Raw genomic sequence first — 23,444 nt, 5'->3', positions numbered from 1 at the left:
ATTAGCCTTCATACAAGGATAGAATGGCATCCAATTCATCAATGGACAGATCCTTCGCACCTACGTCCGAAGGTGTCACCTCGCTCGTTTCTTTCTCTGCGCAGTGTGCGATCATGAGGTTCAGGCTTTCCTTATACATGGAGCCAAAGGAGACAATGGTCGCTTCTTCAAACTCTTGCGTATTGTAATCAATAAAGATTGTCAGTATGCCATCCTCCACAATACCGCCGATGTTGAGAGCAATTTCTCTTTCCGATTCCAGGCTGACCGTACGTCCTTGCGAGATCGAAGAGGCTTGGAACGCCTCGGTATTAATATCGTTATCGAACTGCCCCAGGTAGTTGAACTTGATTTCCGGTTCAAGCTTAAATGCAATCCCACTCCGGCTTGACTCGGGGGTCAAGTAGCGGAGGATTCCATAACCGATGCCCTTATTTGGTACCTGCCTCAGCGTTTCTTTGACGTTTTTCAACTGGTAGGCATAATCGTCGTTTCTTCGCATATCCAGAATGACCGGATACATTGTCGTAAACCAGCCAACTGTACGGCCAATATTCATATCCGATAAAATCTCTTCTCTGCCGTGCCCCTCCAGGCATACCAGCACCTGATCGTGCCCGGTCCATCTCCGTACGGCCATGCCCAATCCGATTAGCAAAATATCGTTAATCTCCGTGTTGTAGGCTTTATTGACAACGGTCAGTAATTGATGCGTCGCTTCTGGCGACAGTGACCATTTCACCTGGCGATTATACCTGACTATAAGGTCGGTACTGGTAAAATTCTTCGGCAGTGGTTGAACTGCCGAGGCTTCAATCCGCCTCCAATACGCCTCCTCCGCCAATAGCGCCTTACTCTGCGCATACACCTTGAGCGCATGTGACCAATTCAAGTACGAGTCTGTCTTATCCGGAAGCACGATCATCTCTCCGTTCAGAGCCCGCCGATAGCTCTCGTTCAGATCCTCGAATAAAATCCTCCAGGAGACGCCGTCAATAACCAAATGATGAATGATAATGGCCAGGTGATCGCCAAGATCCGTCTTGAACAGGCCAATTCGGATAAGCGGCCCTTGCGTAAGATCGATGCTCTGTTGAATCTGATTAATCTTCTCGTCAATCAGAAGAGCAGTTTTCGCCGCTCCTTGGAAGTCAAACACCGACAGTACGAACCCATCTCCTGCTATGCCTTCATTGTAAGACATGACCGTGTCCTGCTCGATCTGGAAGGTCATACGCAGCGCGTCATGATGAGTGACAATCGCCTGCCATGCCTTCCTTAATGCCTCTTCCTCAAACCCGTTCTGGCTGTACAGAACAACGGCTTGATTCCAGTGATGCATCGAGGTAAAACGGCTATCGAAGAACCAGCGCTGAATCGGCGTTAGCTCGGCTTTCCCCTCGACCATCCTCTGATCGATAACCCTTTTGCTCCGCTTGACATGTTTGGCCAGCTTGCTGATCTGCGGGTTCTGGAACAAGTCCTTCACCTTCATTGTATACCCCATGCTGCCAAGCTTTGAGGCGATTTGAATGGCCTTGATGGAATCACCGCCGTGCTCAAAGAAGTGATGCTCGATCCCAAACTCATCTGCGCCCAGTACGTCTCCGAAGACGCCGACGAGCAATTCCTCCACCTCATTGCGCGGAGCAGTATAGTCCGTGTCGCCTACAGCTTGGAAGTCTGGTTCCGGTAAACCTGACCGACTAATCTTCCCGTTCTCAAGCAACGGCATCTTATCAAGCTGGATATAATGGGCTGGTATCATATAATCCGGCAGCTCAGATTGAAGCCGTTCTTTGAGTGCCGGCAGGCTGAAGGGCTGCATGGTGACCAGGTAGGCACACAGCCGCTTATCTCCCGCTTGATCGCCTTTAGCCACAACGACAGTCTCCCGAACACCGACTTCGGACAAAATCACCGCTTCAATCTCTTGTAGCTCGATGCGGTAACCTCTTATTTTCACCTGGAAGTCGGTTCTTCCCGAGAACTCGATATTTCCGTCTGGAAGCCAGCGGCCTATATCTCCCGTCTTGTATAGCCGGGTACCCCTCATGAATGGATTGTCAATGAACGCTGCCATCGTCCGAATTGGATCATGAATGTACCCACGACCGACGCCTAAGCCAGATACGGCGATTTCACCGAACACACCGACCGGGCACAGCCGCATGTTGCGATCTACAATATACAGTTTCATATTAGCGATCGGTTTTCCAATCGGCACAGACAAGGTACCATCTGGTAGCCACTCTATTACCAATTGGCTTACGTCATCAGCCGCTTCAGCCGGACCATAGGCATTGACCATCGGGATGCCTGGACACAGCCTGAACCAGCGCTCCGCCGTTGCAGGTTTAACCGTTTCGCCTGTAATCATCAGATACTGCAAGCTTGGAAGAAGGAGGCCTTCATTCTCGAGATAGTCCATTAGATGCTCCAAATATGTCGGGACAACCTCAAGAAGACGAACCTTGTCACGAATCAGCCTTTTAGTGAAAGCAGCGATTTCCAACACAAGTTCATTCGGATAAATCGCCGTTTGTCCGCCCAAGGCAAGTGGCCCGAACAGCTGCCAGACAGAGATGTCGAAGCATTGGTTTGCATTCTGCGCAAACACTAACTCAGGGCCCAACTGCAGCGCTTCTGCTTCAGCAAGAATATGGTTGAGCATCCCGAGATGCTCGATCATGACCCCTTTTGGCTTGCCTGTGGAGCCAGAGGTGAATAGAATATAGGCGAGACCGTGAATATCACCCGGTAATTGCAGGTTATCCGTCTGTTCCTCCTTCAGCTCTGCCGCAAGGAGATCAAGGCACATAATATGTCCATTGAATTCACGCTCAACCTCTGGTGACAGGTAAGCGGACATTGTAATTAGCACCTTCGCACCGGAGTCCATCAGCACCCCGACCTTCCGCTTAACACCATGGCCGATATCCATCGGCACGTAGGCGCCTTGGCTCTTCCATATGCCGAGTACGCATTCAACGAAAGCAGGTGAACGGTCCAGCAACACGGCAGCCACGTCCTCCATGCCCAGTCCCCTCTTTCTTAAGCAACGGGCAATCCTGTTAGCGCGTTGATTGAGCTCCATGTACGAGATCGCTTCGTCCTTATACAGCAGCGCGGGGCGGTCAGGCGAACGTGCCGCATGCGCCTCGAACCGTTCGTGAACGGTCTTGCTGAGGTCATATATCGCATCAGTAGCATTAAATTCGTTTACAATTTGCGCGGTTTCTGTCGCCGACAGCATGTTGATTCCGGCAATCATCATATCCGGTTCTGCACAAACCTCCTGCAAAATACGCATATAATGCTCCGCCATCCGTTGTGCCGTTGCATCCTTGAACAACGCTGTGCAATATTGCAGCTCGAAGAAAAAACTATCCTCGCTAAAGAAGGCGTCCATCATCAAATCGAATTTGGCTGATCGCTGCTCGAACGGATAAGAGGTAACGACCGCATCACCCAAGCGGAACTGCTCTTCATCCTGCTCGAACATGCTGAACATAACGTCAAACACCGGATTGCGGCTTGCATCCCGCGGCACATTCAGCTGCTCGACCAGCCGCTCAAATGGATACTCCTCGTTCGCGACCGCTCCACGGATCGCTTCGGCCACTTCATCCAGAAATCCGACGAAAGTCTTTTTGCCGTCGGGATAAACGCGAATCGCCACCGTATTAGCAAACATGCCGAGCATCGATTGAAGTTCCTGCTTGCCTCGGCCCGATACCGGAGAGCCGACAATCGTGTCCTCTTGCCCCGAATATCTCGACAGCAGAATTGAGAAGACTCCAAAAAGAACAGAGAAGGGTGTCGTGTTCGCACGTGCGGCTATCTGGCGTATTCGCTCTGCCAAGCCTGCTTCAGCCTGAAACCGAATCGTTCTGCCTTCGAAGTTTTGCTCGGCAGGCCTTCTGTAATCGAGCGGCAAATCGAGAACCGGGAGCTCTCCATTCAACTGCTCCAGCCAGTATTGCTCCTGTGTCAATAAATCGCCGCTCATATGCCGTTTATTATGCCAAACTGCATAATCCTTGTATTGTATAGCTGGGAGGGGCAATTCATGGCCTTCATACAGCTGGATCAGCTCCTCTAGAAACACCTGTCCCGACAGTCCATCTGAGATAATATGGTGCATATCGAACAGCAACATATGGTCGCCGTCTGCAACCTTTACGATTTCGATCCGAAATAAGGGTGCCTCGGCCAGGTCGAACGGGCGAATGAAAGATGCCACCGCATCATCGAGATTACTATATTTTGAAGCTGTGAGTTCATTGCAGCGCATCACGAACTCGATTTGCTCATGAACCAACTGAACAGGCTCTCCGTCGAGCGCTACGAAGCTCGTTCGTAATATTTCATGTCGGTTCACCATAGCCAGAATAGCTTGTTCCAGACGCTCAATGCCCAGCATACCTTGAATCTGGTAGACTCCAGGCATATTGTATGCAACGCTGTCGCTTGTCTCCAGCTCGTGCAAGATATACATCCGTCTTTGCGCTGCACTCAGCGCATAATAGTCGCTCTTTGGGGCAGGCGGAATTAGTGCATGGTAACCCTTGGCGCACGCGTCGATGTATTGGGCGAGCTGTGCAATAGTCGGATTCGCGAACAACTCCTTGACACCCAACTCTACATTCAACTCGTTGTAAATCCGGGATACGATGACCATCGCTTTAAGTGAGTGGCCACCCAGCTGATAGAAATTGTGGCGGATGCTGATTTGCTGCTTCGCTCCCAGTACGTCTTGCCAGATGGAAACTAGTAGCCGCTCGGTATCGGTGGCCGGTATGGCAAAGTCCTCTTGCGAGCCATGCTCCGGCTTCTGGAGCCGCTTCCGATCGACCTTACCGTTCGAATTTAGCGGCATTTCATCCAGCTGGATGAAATGCGCCGGAATCATATAATCAGGAACATACTCGCCCATGAATTGATTCAGCTCTTGTGCCGTCAAGCTATCATCCGATGTAAAGTAAGCGCACAGAAATTTGGCTTCGTTATGCTCCTCCCAAGCCAAAACGGCCGTTTCTTTCACCTTATTATGGGAGGTCAAGCGGCTCTCGATTTCACTCAGCTCAATCCGGAAGCCGCGAATTTTGACCTGAAAGTCCTTTCTGCCACAAAATTCAATGCTTCCATCGGCATTCCACTTCCCCAAATCCCCCGTCTTATAAAGCCGCGTTCCTTCTCCCAGCATAAAGGGATCGTCCATGAACTGCTCCTCTGTCTTCGCCTGGTTGTTCAAATACCCTCGGCCGACTGCTAAGCCTGCAACGCATATTTCGCCCTGAACGCCTACCGGACAACTGTTCATATGCCGATCGACGATATAGATACGAATGTTGGCTAGTGGTTTGCCGATTGGCACCGTATCCATCGTCTCTGCTGTTGCAGGATCTATAAGCAGCTGGGCAATGTCGTCCGAAGCTTCGGCCGGCCCGTACGCGTTCACCATCGGGATGTCCGGGCAAAGTGTGTACCATCTTCGTACAAGCGAAGGGGTGGCCGGCTCTCCTGTAATAAACAGATGGCCAAGGCGTGGCAGGTGAATCGACCGTTGTTCGATCAGGTCCAAAAGGACTGTTAAATAAGACGGCACGACCTCCAGCAGCGTGACTCCGTCCGCCTTCAACTGGTCAAGAAATTCGGCCGGTCGCATCACTACCTCATCTGGGTAGATTGCTGTCGTACCGCCAAGAGCAAGTGCGCCGAACAACTGCCATACGGAGATGTCGAAGCATTGATTCGCATTTTGCGCAAATACGAAATCCTCTGTCAGCCCCAGAAAATCGGCTTCTGCCAAAATGTGATTGAGCATTCCCAAATGCTCAATCACAACGCCTTTCGGCTTGCCGGTTGAGCCGGAAGTAAACAGTGCGTAAGCGACGTCCTGGATATGGATATCAAGGTTCATATTATGCTGAGGCTCCCTGCCTATCGCATCTTCATGCTCGTCCACTTTCACAAGGCGCTCGTCGTAAGGGAGGTTTTCATACACCGATAGCGATAGAATGAGTCTCGGCTGCGCATCGGCGATAACATCCGCATTCCGATCGGTCGGATGCTTTACATCCATCGGAATATAGGCCGCACCAGCCTTCCAAATTGCCAGAATACATTCGACCATAAGCGGTGAGCGCTCCATTAGTACATGGACGTAATCCCCCTTCTGAACACCACGATTGACAAGAAACCGCGCCAGCTGATTCGCTCTTCCGTTGAGATGCTCGTAGGTGATCCTCTGTCCATTAAATAGAAGCGCGGTGCGCCCCGGATCTTGTTCCGCGAATGATTCGAACCGTTGGAATAGCGTCCGACTCCAATCGTATGGCTTACCCGTCTGATTGAAATCGTACAGAATGGTTTGCTTTTCCTCGTCGGTAAGAATACTAAGTGTGGTTAGATCTGACGCTGGCATGGCGATCAATCGCGATGCAATCATCGTAATGTGGCCTTGCATCTGGTGAATAAAGGAAGATTCATAGACGGCCTCGTTATATGTAATGAGGAACGTCAGCTCCGGGTGCGGGAAGACGGTCACGTCAAAATGATAATTCGAATGCTGGTTCATATCGGACGCCGTAATGCGAAGACCGTGCTTTGGGTCAATCGTATCCCCATCCATCGGGTAATTCTCGAACACGAGAATATGGTCGATCAGATGGTTCTTCAAAGCCGACATGCCCGCAATATCAGCCAACGAGAGATAGTTGAAGTTGTTCACTTCCAGCATCGACTCGTTCACTTCCCGGAGCAGATCGCCGACTGACTTGCCCGCTGCGCTCGTTACACGCAGCGGAACCGTATTAATGAATAGGCCGATCATCTGCTCAATACCTGTAATTTCAGGCGGCCTGCCGGACACGACGGAACCAAACACAACATCGTCGGTGTTGTTATACTTCTGGAGCAGGATTCCCCAGATTGTATGAACGACCGTACTCATCGTGACCGAGTGTGCTGCGGCCAGTGCCTCTAATTCTGCGGTGAATCCCCGGCTCAGCTTGAATTCAGTCTGGATGTAGCTAAACGACTGCGTCGTTTCCGAAAAGCTGCTGACAGGAACAGAGGCTTGCTGCTCATATCCGTCCAGATAGCTCGTCCAGTACGCGATCGCCTTCTCTTTATCCTGTTCCTCCAGCCACATCAGGTAGTCGCCATATGGGAATACAGGATCCAACGTGAGCGGTGTGCATCCGGCTAGCGATAAATAAATGCCGAACAGTTCCTTTCCGACCAGGCTGAGGCTCCAGCCATCCATAATGATATGGTGATAGCTGACGATCAATTGATGCTTGCTTTCCTCTAGCTTGATAATCGCAAGGCGGATGAGTACATCTTTCTCGAGGTCGAAGCCTCGTTTCCTATTGCTTCTAATATAAGTCTGCACAGATTGTGCTTTGCAGTTATCCGTCGCATCGGAGACGTCTATGTACTCGATGCTCGTCGTTCGCTTATGGACAACAACCTGCAAAGGCCGGTCCGCTTCCTTATATACGAACAAGGTTCTAAGCGCGTCATGCCGCTCAATCAGCAGGTTGAGACTTTCCTCGAACAGAGCAGGGTTCAATTCCCCCTCGATAGTTAGGCTGACCTGCTCGACATAAGCCTCCGGGTCCTCACCGAGTACATAGTGGTACAAGATCCCTTCCTGCATGGGAGTCAATTCATAAATATCTTTAATATCAACTACACTCACACCAGTCCAACCCCCATATTCAACTTACTTATTCAATTTCAGCAGCTTGGCGATATTATTCAGCTGCTTCTGTGACAAGTTTTTGTACTGGTAATCGGTAAGCGTCGATTCACGTTGCTCCTTCGTGCAGCAATGCTCAATAATGGCGACCAGACGGCTCCGGTAGGCATCGCCGAGCTTCTGCACATCGCCAAGCTCATACTGGTTTCGGTTAAATTGGAAGTCTATCTCGAGCGCTCCGTCTCGAATCATGCAGTTGAGCTGGAATGATGCATGCCGCATAAAATCAAGTCCTGCTTCGCTTCCTGTCGACAGATCGGATGCGGTGAAGACATCGGTGGTGAACGTACCGTTGAATTCCCCGAGATAATTGAATATGATCTCCGGCTTCGAGTTAAACTTCAAAGGCAACTCCATGTAAGGTACGGTCAAGTGCTTCAGCACCTCATACCCGATTCCTTTATGGGGCACTCGCCTCAGCTCGTCCTTAACCGTTTTGATCAGCTCAAAACTGTCTTCAGTCTGTAGCACAAACGGGAACAAGGAGGTGAACCAGCCGACGGTTCGGGACACATTCATATCCGGAATTACTTCCTCTCGGCCATGCCCTTCGATCATCACAAGCACCTGAGCAATGCCGGACCACTCCTTTACCGCCATCCCCAGCGCCGCCAGCAGGAGATCGTTAATCTCCGTGTTATAAGCTGCATGCGCCTGTTTTAGCAATTGCTCGGTATGCTCGGCATCGAGCGTCAACTTGACGGATGAAACCTCCTTCACTGGATAGCCGATCGTTGGAAGCCTCATATTCAGGAGAGAAACGGTAGATTCCTCGACCTTCTGCCAGTACGACACCTCCCTTAGCAGCTTCTCGCTGACTGCATAACACCCAAGCTGCTCCGACCATACCTTGAACGAATCGGTTTTGTCTGGCAGCTTGATTCCCTGACCGCTTGTCAACTGGGCATATAAGGTGCAGAAGTCCTCAAGTATAAAGCGCCAGGACACGCCATCTATGACTAGATGGTGGATCACAATGAGCAGATGATCGCCATCATCGACCCGGAATAATGCCAGCTTCACAAGCGGTCCACGGTTTATATCGAAGGAGGCTTGAAGTTTGTCCGACTGTTCCGCAACCGCTGCACGGTAATTCGCCTCACCGATCAAATCGATCAAGCTGAATTCTGCCAAGGATTGCTCCAAGCCCCTGTTGTATTGGACGACCTCATCACCCTGCATGCGGTATTGCATGCGCAGCGCATCATGGTGCCGTACGATCTGCTCGAACGCCTGCTTCACAACATCGGCATCGAATCGCTCCTTCCGGTACAGCATGACGGAATGATTGTAATGCTGTGCTGCTTCCCAGGTTTGTTCGAACAGCCGCTTCTGGATCGGCGTCAGCCGGACCTCGCCTTCCACCGTCTCCTGCGATATCGTTCTCACGGACGGCTTCACATACTTGGCAAGCTCCTGAATAACCGGGTGGCGGAATAATGACCTCACCTCCATCTTGAGGCCATAGCGCATAAGCCGAGAAGAGATTTGCAAAGCCTTGATTGAATCACCGCCTAGCTCGAAGAAGTTGTGTTCCGTGCCAACCCCTTGTACGCCGAGCGTTTCCTCCCACACCTGAACCAGCTTCTTTTCGGTCTCATTCTGAGGCAGAGTTCCTTTCAGCTCAATGACAGCGTTAGCGTCCGGCTCCGGCAGTGCCCTGCGGTCAATCTTGCCATTCTCGTTCAGCGGCATATGCGCCAAGCAGATGATATGGGCCGGCATCATGTAGTTTGGAAGCTTCTTCTTCAGAAAGTTACGAATGTCCATGACGCTGCCTTCCTCATGCGTGACCACGTAGGCGCACAGATACGTGTGTATGGCATCCTGCTGCTTCGAAATTACGATCGCCTGCAAGACAGCCTCATGCGCAAGCAGGCATTGCTCGATCTCGGCCAGTTCTATCCTATAACCTTTAATTTTCACCTGGTGATCGACCCTGCCGATATATTCAATCGTTCCGTCAGGCAACCACCGGGCCATATCGCCACTTCTGTACATCCGTTGACCAGCTGCGTAACGATTTGGTATAAATTTGTCCAAGGTTAGTTGCTTGTTGTTCAAGTAGCCTCTGGCTAGCCCCTCGCCTGCGATCGCGAGCTCGCCCGGAACGCCAATCGGAACGAGCTGCCCGTATCGATCCAGAATATAGATGCTCACATTGGAGATCGGCTTGCCGATAACCGACTGAAGTCTTAACGTTTCGAATTGCCCGGTCGGAATCGGGTACGCCACGCAGCCAACCGCGGCTTCGGTAGGTCCATAGTGGTTCGCAAAGACTGCCTTCGGATATTGGGTATAGAAGGCGGCCACGTCCTCCACGTTAACCTTTTCCCCGCCGCAGACGACAAGCCTTAATGAGTCGAGCTTATCGTGCGCAGCGAAAAGTTCATTGTTCACCAGCAGGTGGAAGAGCGACGGCGTCGTTTTGATAAAGGTGATGCCTTGCGCATGGATGTAGTTTAGTACATATTCAGGATCGACAACATCATTGCGACCAACCAGATGCAGCTCGCAGCCTTTCACTAGGCAAGAATAAAGCGCCGTGTAGCCAAGATCGAAGCTTGCAGAAGAAAGGAGGACAGTCCGGTCTCCCGGCACAATACTGAACTTGTCCGTAAACCATGAGATATAGTTGACGAGATTCCGATGCTCCAGCATAGCCCCCTTCGGCATGCCGGTCGTGCCCGATGTATAGATGACATAGATCAGATCCTCTGGTTTGGAGGAGCGGCTGACAGTTTCATCAGTGCCCTCATCATAGAGCACCTTATCCAGGCTAATAAATTGAACATCCAGACCAAGCTTTTCTGGCGTCTGTCCATAGCCGAGCAGCATCTGTGCCCCGCTGTTATCAAGCATGAACGCCATTTTATCCTCTGGAAAATCGGCATCGATCGGCATATATGCGCATCCAGCCTTGAGAACCGCAACGATACCAATGACGGTCTCCGGGCGATTGTCCGTTATAATCCCGATGATCTTGCCGACTTCCGGTTCATTCGGCTTCCCTTCAAGCAGAGCGGTTATGGACTTCGCAAGACGGTTCGCCTTCCTATTCAACTCAGCGAATATCAACTTGCCACCTTCGTACACAATAGCAGCCTTGTCTGGCATCAGGACTGCCAGCTCCTCAAATAGGTCAATTACTGTACGATCTCTCGGATATGGCGTTAACTTTCCGTTGAACTCAGTAAGCAGCATATGACGCTCTGACTCAGCCAACAGATCCAGTTCGCTGATCAGGCCGCCGATATGACCTGGCATGAGCTGTAGCGTATTGACATAATGGCCTGCCAGCCGTTCCATACTGTCCTTGCGGAACAGCTTCGTGCAGAAGATCAAGTCAAAGTAGAGGATTCCGTCCCTCTCTTCAGCCTGCAGGGACATATCGTATTTCGTCGTATCACGGTTTAGCTCTTGGAACGTAGCCGTAAGCTGTTCTAGCTGGAATGTGGCTGTACCAACATTATTCATCGTGAACATAACATCGAAGAGAGGATTACGGCTGAGGTTGCGGTTCAAACGCAAGCTCTCGACGAGCTCCTCGAACGGGTATTCCTGGTGCTCGTAGGCGTTCAGGCAGTTGTCCTTGACCTCGGCCAGAAACTCCGCCAGCGTCTTACTTCCTACAGGCTGGTTGCGGATGGCCAGCGTATTCACGAACATCCCCATCACTTGCTGAAGTTCGGCATGGGTACGTCCCGCGATCGGCGTGCCAACGACAATATCCTCTTGCCCTGAATATTTGGATAGAATAATGTTGAAGGCAGCGAGCAGTACCATATACAACGTCGTTCCCGTTGTCACGGCCAGGGCATTTAGTTCCCTCGTCTGCTCGGCACCGATGGCAAATGAATAGCGGTCTCCCTCGAAGCTCTGATTCTGAGGCCGAGGGAAGTCAGTTGGCAGCAACAATACCGGCGTTTCGCCGCTGAATTGCTTGAGCCAATATGGCTTGTGGCGTTCGTCAACCGCCTGCTGTACGAACTCACGATACCAGTTGGCGTAGTCTTTATACTGATATTTCAAAGGTGCGAGCGTATGCCCGGCATACAGTAGATTGAATTCCTCGATAAACGTTGCTACAGAAGCCCCGTCCGAAATGATATGGTGCATATCCAGCATGAGCACATGCTTCGTCTCGGACAGCCTGACAAGGCTTGCCCGAAAGAGCGGAGCATGGCCCAGTTCAAACGGCTCCACGAACCGCTTCATGATGTCCTGAAGCTCCGCCTCATCTGCCCATCCGGCTAGATCCAGTGTGAAAGAAACGTCATCGTCGACGATTTGCACAGGCTCTTCATCTACCAGCCGGAATGAAGTGCGCAGCGCATCATGCCGACTTATGAGTTGCTTCAGAGCACTCTCCAGTCGGTGTACATCAATCATGCCACATAGCTCCAATGCGCCCGGCATATTATAGGAGGTGTTCGCTTCCTCATGAATCTGATTAAGAATGTACAGCCGCTTCTGTGCAGGCGATACCGCATAGTATTCTAACGGCTCCACTTTCCGTATCTCATCGAACTCGCTAGTGCCTAGTGATGCAATCAGCTCCGCCAAGCCGCTGATGGTCGGATTCATGAACATATCCCGAATTGGAATACGCACATCCCACTCTTTATTGATCTTCGCAATAAGTATGGAAGCCTTGAGTGAGTGCCCGCCGCACTCAAAAAAGTTATCGAAGATGCCGATGCCGGTCTGGCCAAGTTCCTCTTCCCATAGGCGGACAAGCATCCGCTCGGTATCATTCCGGGGCGGAACATGATCGGCTCGATCCAGCATATAGCTGCTGGTTTTCGGAAGCGCTTTCCGGTCCAGCTTCCCGTTCGATGTCAATGGCATGTGGCCGAGACGAATAAAGTAGGTCGGCACCATATAGTCCGGAAGCGACTCTAGCAATCGGCTTCTCATATACGAGACGCCCAGTTCCGTATCTGCCACATAATAGGCATAGAGCAGTTTATCATTCGAGCTCCCATCCCTCGCTAGAACGACCGCTTCTTTAATTTCGGGAATGAGAGACAAGCGATGTTCGATTTCGCCTAACTCGATTCGGAAACCACGGATTTTCACCTGATGGTCGATTCGACCCAAGTACTCCATTTCGCCATTAGCCAGCATCCGTACAAGGTCACCCGACTTGTAGAGCCGTTCCCCCGGCTTGTACGGATGCTCGACAAACCGCTCTCTAGTGAGACTGTCCCGGTTCAGGTATCCTCTTGCGACTCCTTCCCCGCCGACATACAGCTCGCCGGGCACGCCAAGTGGAACGAGCCGTTTATGCGCATCCATCACATAGCAGCTTAAAGTCGGGATTGGCGAACCAATGTTGCTAACATCGCTCTCCATCTCTCGCTCCGTGATTTCCTTGAATGTGACATGTACCGTTGTCTCGGTAATACCGTACATGTTGATTAGACGGGTGTCCGGGTAAGCTTGCTTCCAGCTTTGAAGCATAGCCGGCTTGAGCGATTCACCGCCGAAGATGATGTACCGGATCGAGCCCAGCGTACCCGATTGAAGCTTCGTTTCATGATGCAACAGGTGATAGAAGGCTGTCGGCGTCTGGTTTAATACCGTCACCTTTTCCTTCGACATTAGATCGATGAAGTCAGACGGATTCTGCGCCACATGCTTCGGTACGATGACCAACTTGCCACCGTATAGCAGTGCACCGTACATTTCCCAGACCGAGAAATCAAAGCAGTACGAATGGAACATCGTCCACACATCATGCTCGTTGAAAATAAACTGCATCCGGTTATTCGCCATTAGACGAATGACTTGCCGATGCTCGATCATGACGCCCTTCGGCTTGCCTGTCGTCCCTGAGGTGTAGATGATGTAGGCCAAATGCTCAGGCACAACGGGCTCATCTGGGTTTGCAGCAGGATACGTTTGAAGTACGGCGCAATCCGTAATGTTAAGCAGATGGCCCGAGAATACAATGCATTCCTCGATGGGCGCTCCGGTCAGCAGCATAGACAACCCGCTGTCGTCCAGCATGAACTGGATTCGCTCCTGCGGATAAGACGGATCGATCGGCAAGTAGGCCGCTCCCGCTTTCAGAATGCCAAGCATCCCGATGATCATCTCGATGGAGCGGTCAATCATGATGCCGACAAGCGTATCCGCCTTAGCTCCCTGCGACCGAAGCCAATGTGCCACTTGATTGGCCCGGTTGTTCAACTCGCCATACGTCATCGCGGCCTCCTCACAAACGACCGCAACCCGGTCAGGGGTTCGCATAGCCTGTGCTTCGAATACGCGATGAATCGTTGCAGCTGTGTCATATTTGGCATCCAGGCTATCCTGCTCATGGAGCAACCGGTGTTTCTCGTCAGCTGTCAGCAAATCGATATGTTTGATCTCCAGCGCCTCATGCGCAGCAACTTGATGCAGAATACGGCTGTAATGCGTGCTTATCCGCTCGATTGTCGCCCTCTCAAATAGCTGCGTGCTGTAATCCACATGCAGGATCAGTCCATTGGCGCGTTCCTCGACCGTAAACATGATGTCGTATTGGGATACACCTGGATTAATCTCCGAAGGGGTAAACGTCAATCCACCCGATGTCCATTGGCCGATCCCCATATTTTGAACGACGAACATTGTGTCAAATAGCGGACGTCGGCTGAGGTCGCGCTTCATATTTAACCGATCTACCAACCGTTCGAACGGATATTCTTGATGCTCGAAGGCCGACAGCACGCACGCCTTCGTCTCCTCGAGCAGCTCAATGAAGCTCCGATCTCCCGGATAGCCACGAAGGGCTACCGTGTTGACAAACATCCCAATCATTCGATCCACATCGGGATGACTTCTGCCAGATACCGGCGTACCTACAACGATGTCTTCCTGTCCGGTGTACAAATGGAGCAGCACTTGATAAGCCGATAGCAATACCATGAACAAGCTTGCGTTCGCATTCTCCGCTACATTCCGCAACTGCTGCGCCAACTGGCCATCCAGAGTGCACGTGAATCGATCCCCCTCTAGTGTGAGCTGCAGCGGTCTTGCAAAGTCCGTTGGTAGGTTCAGCACCGGAATTTCATCGCTGAACTGGCTCAGCCAATACGTCTCCTCTCGCACCATGCCCGCTTCGTTATTCGATTCCTTCAGCCACATGGAGTAATCGATGAATTGAATCTCAGTCGGTGGTAGCCGCTCACCGTCATATAGGCGAATTAGCTCATTCTGTATGACGGATACTGACACGCCGTCTGCGATAATATGATGCATATCGATAAGCAGAACATGATAGCTGTCCGAGACGGTAATCAGGTCTGCTCTACAGAGAGGGCCTTGCGCGAGATCGAACGACTGAACGAAGTGCGCGATTCTCGCTTCCAGCTCCTCTGCAGACATGCAGGTTCGATGACTGATTACAGGCTGCATTCGGTTCAAGATACGTTGGACGATACCGTCATTTTCTTTGTTGAACACGATCCGGAACACCTCATGTCTGTCAATCAACTGCTCCCACGCCTGCAGCAGACGGCCGGTGTCTAGCTCACCCTCGATAATGAGCTGGATTGGAATATTGTAGGCAAGACCATCCTTGTCGAATTCGTTCATGAGATAGATTCTTCGCTGGGCAGGGGTAAGCTCGTAGTATCCTTCTCGCTCAGCCCGCGGGATCGGTATGAAAACAGCATCCTCCGCTTCGGTAAGGCAGACGGCGAGCTGCTTGATGGTTGGACTCTGAAACAGCTGCCGCACTGGCAGCTGCTTGCCGAACTGCTTGTGTACATGCTTTAGCATGATGGTCGCCTGCAGAGAGTTTCCGCCTAGTGCCCAGAAGCTATCGTTTATACAGATGCACTGAACGCCCAAAATTCTGCTCCAAATCTCCGTCAGCTGCCGTTCGGTACTATTCCCCGGGCGGACATGCGGCTCCACTCGCTGAAGGAGATGCAATGCTTCCACGTCAACCTTGCCTTCATCGGTCAGAGGAAAGGTATCCACCACCGTAACCTGGCTTGGAAGCATATAATCAGGTAAACCATCGGCCAGTTTCTGCCGCACGTAATCTGCATCGAGCGAGCCTTCTATATAAGCTGCCAACTGCCGATCATGCTCTTTCCCGAATGTATCAAAGACGCATCCAACCACACCAAGGAGCTGTGCCACCGTATGTTCCAGTTGAACAAGGTTGACAAGAAAGCCTCGAATACGAATCATTCTTTCCTTATCGCCCAATACCGTCACTTTACCGTCCGCTGTATAGGCCGCCACTTTGCCCGTTGCCCTGTATTCTGAATCATCCTGCCAGTACAGTTCGCCAATCGTACCAATCTGCGACGGCTGCAGGTACGGATCCATAATCATATGCCCAGAGACTTCACCCATCTGTTCCGCGAATCTGCGATGCTCGGGCGAGATCAAATCAAGTTGACCGATATGACAATGACCATCTATTACGACGGCCTGCAGAAGTCGAATAAACGACTGCGTCCAAGCTTCCATCGTCTCCGGCTGCACGAGATCGGCGTTGTAATCAAAATCAAGCCGCAACTTATCGTTCATTTCCATCGCATTTAAGAACAGATCATAATGGGTGTACGGCGCCGGAAGCGGCGTCACCTCCAACGTTAAATCAGCGAACTTCAGGCCCCGCAACGGCCTATCCATATTAAACAAAATGTTGACCACCGGAGCTTGTCTGCCGACTAATCGTTCTGACAGACCGGCCAGGGAGTAGCTCTGGTAGGTATCGATCTCCTTAATCGCCATCTTCACATTGGCTGCGAATTCGCTGAAGGATGCGTCTCCGTCTGCACAAGTAATCACCGGCAGCAGGTTGACGCAGTTGCCTGCCAGGCAGTTCTGACCCATCTGTGCTTGGCCGGACGTAGCAATGGCCACCACCAGCTCATTCTGCCCTGTCAATCTATGCAGCCACACCTTGTACGCAGCAAGCAGCGTAACAAACAAACTATTGTGCGCGGAAATGCTGAACGATCGCAGCTGCTTCGTCAGCGCGGCATCTACGTAAGCCGTATGGCGGCCACTCTTGAAGAATCTCATCCCTATCGTTTCGTTCGTCGATGGAATCGACAGGGTCGGAACAGGCATCGCGAACTTATCACACCAGAATGATGCGGCTTCCTCGCTTTCCTGCTTATGCAGCTGCTTCTCCTGCCAATCGAGGTATGCGCCGAACGGAGTGGGATCGGGTAATGACAGCGACGTCCCGTCTCGCAGTGCAGCATACGCTTTGCCTAGCTCGTCCAAGTACAGCACGATGGACCAGCCATCGGTCGTGATATGGTGGAACACGAGCACGAGCTCATGCTCAAGCTCCGACAGCTTGAGCAGTCGAGCGCGGAATAAAGGCTCCCCAGTGAGCATACTCATGGCCGCTCCGGAAATCTGATGTAAGCACTGCTCCTTGGCAGCTTGCTGTTCCGCATGCTCCAGTCTGGACAGATCCAGCACAGGAAGGTGGACATCTAACACCGGGAGTACATGCTGATTTTCCTCATCTGCATCGACTACAATCCGCAAGGCATCATGGCGGTCGACGATTGTCCGCAGCGCCTCCTCCATCAGATGGGCATCCAGCGAGCCCTCAAGATTCAGGACAACCGTTTGGTTCAAAGCGGCCGACTGCGCCTCTCCGCCTAGCGATGCAAGCAGCAGTTGCTTCTGCTCTTCGGACATCGGAATGTACTTCGTATCCTTTCGTTCCACGTGCATATCCGGCGAACGGCCGCCAAGCGTTGGGGGTGTCGTCTCCGGTAAAAATCCTCCCTTCCTTAGTTCCTCCACCGTTTCTTTGACCGCTTCAATGATCCGGTCAAGGTCTTCGCGGGTATGTGCTGTGGATAAGAAGCAATTGCGGCCCTCCCATATATAAATCCCTTTATGAATCAGATGATAAAAGAACAACTCGGTATCTCCGTACGATACGAATCGGAACAGTGACCCGTAATTTACCATATGGATGGGCACGCTGGATGCTTTGAAATAAGCATTAAGCTCCTGGATCAAATATTCGGTGTTCTGATTGAGCGAGCTGTACAGCATGTCCTTATGATCCTTCAAATATTGAAGCGTTGTTCGCGCTGCCCGCATCGTTAGCGGATGGGTACAGAATGTGCCACCGACGAATGTCTTCAATTCAGCTTGGGACGGATAGGACGAATCTCCGAAACGCCATGATCCACCGTCAACCGGGCTCATGAACGCTTTCGTTCCCGCTACAACGCCGATCGGCAGGCCGCCACCGACAACCTTGCCGTAGACAACTAGATCCGCTTTCACGCCGAACCATGCCTGTGCGCCTCCAATACCGATTCGGAAGCCTGTAATGATCTCATCGAAAATAAGTACACTACCTGCCTGCTCCGTAATGCTTCGAAGTTCATGTAGGAATTTTCTAGGTTGTAAATCCGGACGCCTGCTCTGGACAGGCTCGACAAGGACCGCTGCCAGCTCATGGGCGTACTGCCGGATGACCGCTAGTGAATCCTGGCTGTTATAATTCAGCATCAGGACATCGTGCAAATAATGGTCCGCTATGCCAGGCGCCATCGGCTGCGCGAACGGATTGTCCGGCTGTGGATTCGATACACCAAGCACACCGTCGAAGGTACCATGATAGGAGCCGGCAAAGATGACAATCTTAGATCTTCCGGTTACAGCCCGCGCCAACCTTAAAGCGACCATCACCGCTTCGGTACCGGAGTTGTAGAAGGCAACACGCTCCACCCCAGTCATCTCGCTAACCATCGTAGCCACCTCGCCAGCGAGATCGGACATCGGCCCAAGCGGCGGCAAATCGGAGGACAGACTTCTTTCATGCTCCTCGTTAATGAACGGTGGGTTATGGCCAAGCAGATTGACGCCAAAGCCCATCGTCAAGTCGATATACTCATTCCCGTCGACATCCCACATTTTCGAGCCGGAGGACGCGGATGCAGCGATTGGGTAAACCATTTCCTTCCAATATGAACGGAATCCGGCTACATTACGGTTATTGGCATGGGTGAGCCGTGACGCCTCTGTTAATCGTTTCGAGCCTTGCGTCCGGTCAATATACTTCGTCATAAAGGCACTTAAGTACTCCGCCTGCTTCGGCGTCAGTCCGCCGTCCCCGCTAATGACAATCGGCTGATACGGAATAAACGGCTTCGATTCAGAAGCAGCCGGTACAGCAGTAGTCTTCTGTACATTTGGGCCGAATGGCGAGGCAGGCTGATGCTGTGGCTCTATTTTCGTGGATGCGGTGCCGCCAAGCGCATTCAGCTGCATGCTAATAATGTCAGCCATATGCTGCTGCTGGGCGCTCATTAGTTCGAGCTGCTGGCTTATAATGCGCTCCAATGCAGAAGATGAGTTGACAAGTGCTCTTGCATTAGGGGCTTCGGCATTGCTGTCTCCTCCCTGATGAGATCCTCCAATCACCACCGGCTGAGCTGCGCGCTGTTCTTCCGGTGCGACAGCAGTCTGCATCTGTATAGCGGGCTCGTTACCCGCAGAGGCAGGATGTAGAGGAACAACAGTCGCATGTACCGCGATATGATCAGCCAGCAACTGCAAGCAGGTTAGCGTATCAAAAAATTGTTCCATTGGGATTTCGACGCCGAAGCACTTCTTAATGTCGTCCCGAACTTGAACCAACATAATCGAATCCAGTCCCATCTCAAGAAAATGGACGCCTGGGTCAATATGCTCTGATTCAAATCCGGATGCGCGGCTGATGATTCCCTTCAGCGTCTCTGCGACGTCATCGGATGAAACTGCTAAGCGAACTGAAGTTGCCTCCCGCTTCCTCTCGACCATCGCAATGCCTGCCGCTACCTCCGTCAACGAATGGACAGGGTTCGGCAGCAACTTCGCTTCATTTGTATACCAGCACCGGTTCCGCTCAAACGGGTAGATCGGTAAAGGAAGCTTCTGACGGGCAGTCATCAACACTTCATACAGTGCGTTCCAGTGAATCGAGGCGCCTCTGCTGTACAGTTCGGCAATCGCTTCAAGTTCTTCCCTGCCCGCATATCGGCTATTGCGCACTTGGCTGATGATCTTCTCCACCCGGCTCTCCAAGACCTGAAGATGGTCACCGGCCGGAAAAATATTCACTCGCTCTAGCGCATTCAACTGATCCTCTCCTGCAAAAATAGCCTTAAGCTTGCTCAGCAGCTCCTGCGAGCTGTCGGCGACGATCGCAAGCCGATAATCGAACAGGCTTCTGCCCGTATTCGCCGTATAGCAGACGTCCGCAATCGAGACCTCCGGATACTGGACGAGGTAATCCGAATATTCCTTCACAAGCTCCTGAAGCGCCCGCTTGCTCTTGGCTGACAGCGTCAACAACTGTGGTCCGCCATCCGCTTTCTTCACCCTCACCGAGGCATGTTGATATTCTTCCAGTACCAAATGAGCGTTCGTTCCGCTAAAGCCGAAGGAGCTGATTCCACCTCGTAGAGGCGTCCCATCCGATTTGATTAAATCGGATGTTTCCGTGTTCAAATAGAACGGCGAAGCCTCGAACCGAATATTAGAATTCGGCTTATTGAAATGCACCAGCGGCGGATTTTGTTTATTCTTTATCATAAGCACCGATTTAATCAAACCGGCGATTCCGGCAGCCTCGAAAAGATGCCCGATGTTCGCCTTGACCGAGCCAATCGCACAAAACTGCTTTCTGCTTGTATAGCGCTCAAAGGCCTTAATCAGGCCGTCGAACTCAATCGGATCGCCGATCTTGGTGCCGGTTCCATGCGCTTCGATAAAATCGAGCGTATCTGGATGGATCCCTGCATTCCGCCAGGCCTCTTCAATCACTTCCGTCTGGGAAGCCCGGTTCGGCGCTGTAATTCCGGCTGTTGTACCGTCTTGATTAATCGCGCTTCCCTTTATGACGGCATAGATGTGATCACCATCCTGCTCCGCTTTGGCAAGCGGCTTGAGCAATAACGCTCCGACCCCTTCTCCGAATCCGGTGCCGTCGGCATCGGCATCGAAGGTTCTTGCCCTGCCGTCGGATGACTCCATATCCAATCCAAGCTGCAAAGGCAGCAGAATCGTACGCACACCGCCGGCTATAGCCATGTCGCAATCACCGCTGACAATACCCTGACATGCTAAATGAACTGCGACAAGAGAGGAAGAGCATGCGGTGTCCACCGTAACGGCTGGCCCTTTCAAATCCAGGTAATAAGCGATTCGGCTTGCCAGGACAGAGGGCAGGTTACCGATAATGTAGTTCTGGAACTTGTCCTGGTTGCCGCTGAACAGAAGCCGTTCATAATCGTAACCTACCTTGGAAAAACCAACGTAGACGCCCACCTTTTTGTTCCGAAGCTGATCGCCAGCATATCCCGCATCTTCAATCGTATGCCAGGCCGTCTGCAGGAACATCCGTTGATTCGGGTCCATATATTTCGCTTCATTCGGACTTATGCGGAAGAACGAGTAATCGAATTTATCGATCTCTTTCAGATATCCGCCTTCTACAAACGCTTTGCCGGTGTCCTCCATACCGATAGCAGATAGGTAATCGGCAGCGTCCTGTGTCCGCTCCAATCCGTAGACACCGATTGAGTCACGGCCTGCGGCCAGATTGTCCCACAATTGCTCCTTCGTCTTTGCTCCCGGCAGATCGAAGGCGATTCCGATTATGGCCACATCGGTTTCCTTCCGAGTTTCCGCCTCCCTAGGAGAATCTGTAGCAGACTTCCTCGGTTGGCTATGCTCTGCAATAAATGCCGCCAATCTTGCGATCGTCGGATATGTAAACATGTCGGTGATGGATAGCGGCATACCGAATTTCACTTCGATCTTACCAATAATCTGGGTAAGCAGCAGCGAACTGGCTCCGACGTCAAAGTAGCTGTCATCACGACCGATTGATTCTCTGAGTAGAGCCTCTTCAAACAGCTGCATCAAAAACCGTTCGACCTCACCCTGTGTATATGCGGGCGATTGCGCCTTCTCCATCTTCTTCTCCGCTGTGATCGCCTTCAATTCGGCTATAACTTCCGCATACTCGCCATCCTCGAACAGTCTGGCTAATTTATAACGCTGCACCTTACCGCTTGTCGTCTTGGGCAGTTGCTTGATCGGAACGACCTCGCGTACATCCCAGCCCGCAGCCACCAGAAGATGCTGCCTTACGCTTGCTGCGATCGGGATAAACTTCTCCAGCGAACGCTTGGATACGACGAACAAGACGATATCCTCCTCTTGGGAGGAGGGTTTCCGCACACCACAAGCGACGACACGGCCGACGCCGATACCATCCACCTCTTCAGCAACACGCTCGATATCATGCGGATATACGTTCTGGCTATTGACGAAAATAATATCCTTCGCCCTGCCAGTTATTACGAGCTTGCCTTGCCTCATAAAGCCCAGATCGCCAGTATTCAGCCACCCGTCTTGCAGAATCACTTTGGAGGTCGCTTCCTCGTTGTTATAGTAGCCCCTCGTTACGTTCAAGCCTTTGATATGTATATTGCCGATGATGCCCTCATCCACTTGAAGATGGTTCTCGCCAGTAATCCGAATCTCGCAATAATCGATTGCTGTCCCGACCTCTACGAAACTCACGCAGTTAGGAGTGCCTTCTTCGACTTCGACGACCTTCTCGCCCGTATTTAGATGCTCTCGGTCGAGATACACGGTCACCATTCCATCTTCAATACCAGAGAAGGATACCCCAACCGAGCCTTCTGCCATCCCGTACGCGGGCAGCATGGCTGTTTTGCTTAATCCGTAAGGGGCCAGCGTCTCATGAAACGTCTCACATAACTGAGTTGAGATCGGCTCGGCACCATTGACGATGACTCGAACTTGCGATAGATCCCAGCCGATTGCCTTCTCGGGTTTAAAAAAGGTAAGAAAATAGTTGTAGCCAAAGTTGGGTGAGGAAAGATGTGTAATGCGGTGCTGGCTTGCTTTTTTAATCCATAATTCGGGGTGTCGGATGAATAGATTCGTCGGCAGCATATATTGGTCGACCCCGGCGACGTAAGGAGCGATATGGTTGAAGATCAGCCCCATATCATGCGTTAATGGCATCCATTGCAGTAGCCTGTCTTCGGTTCTGAGATTCATGGCTTTTATGAGAGCGTATGTATTGTGGAGTAAATTGGAGTGGGTTAGAATCACCCCTTTGGGATCGCCTGTGGAGCCTGAAGAGAATTGAATGAATGCGATATCTTGAGGGTTGGGTGTGCGAGTAGGAGAAGAAAGCGGGAAAGTGACCGATTCATCGATTATGAACGCCCTGCTCTGGATCGTGGCCCAGTGCACTGACTCGCACTGCTTCTGAATGAATTTATCAAGATTATCATATGTTTTGGACGTTGCTAGCAAATAAGGACGATTGAGAATGTCCCAGATTTTAAACATTTTGCTGATGTGTTCCTTGTTGTTGCCAATGCTCACCGGAACCGGAATCATGCCACCTAATATGCAGGCCCAGAAAGCGATAGAGAATTTACGGTTATCGTCGATTTGGAACAGCACTTCATCGTTGGGCATAACGCCTTGGTGCTGCAGGAAGCCAAGAAATCCAACTGCTTCTTCATACATGTCTCGGTACGACAAAAAACTTTCCCGTTCATCGCCCTCTATGAACATAATCCCTTGCTGCGTAAGGGCGCTTCTTTCTTTGATTACGTCAGCTAACGTTTGAACGATACTCATG

2 protein-coding genes are annotated in these 23,444 nt (G+C 51.5%); both read right to left on the bottom strand.

The window, feature by feature from the left end:
- Position 1 precedes the first annotated feature (1 nt).
- Positions 2–7,711, bottom strand: coding sequence for a non-ribosomal peptide synthetase (locus BP95_RS0117550; protein WP_028532856.1), 7,710 nt, complete (start codon positions 7,709–7,711; stop codon positions 2–4).
- Positions 7,712–7,735: 24 nt separating this feature from the next.
- Positions 7,736–23,443: a non-ribosomal peptide synthetase gene (locus BP95_RS0117545; RefSeq protein ID WP_028532855.1), complete on the bottom strand. Its 15,708-nt coding sequence runs from the start codon at positions 23,441–23,443 to the stop codon at positions 7,736–7,738.
- Position 23,444: the final 1 nt, after the last annotated feature.

The organism is Paenibacillus sp. UNC217MF (assembly GCF_000686865.1).
In the GTDB taxonomy this organism is placed as follows: domain Bacteria; phylum Bacillota; class Bacilli; order Paenibacillales; family Paenibacillaceae; genus Paenibacillus_B; species Paenibacillus_B suaedae.
The sequence above is the reverse complement of the archived record's forward strand: the minus strand, read 5'-3'. Positions and strand labels throughout refer to the sequence as shown.

Excerpts from the sequence above, each read along its gene's own strand:
- BP95_RS0117545 (WP_028532855.1), bottom strand. The coding sequence starts at position 23,443 with ATGAGTATCGTTCAAACGTTAGCTGACGTAATCAAAGAAAGAAGCGCC.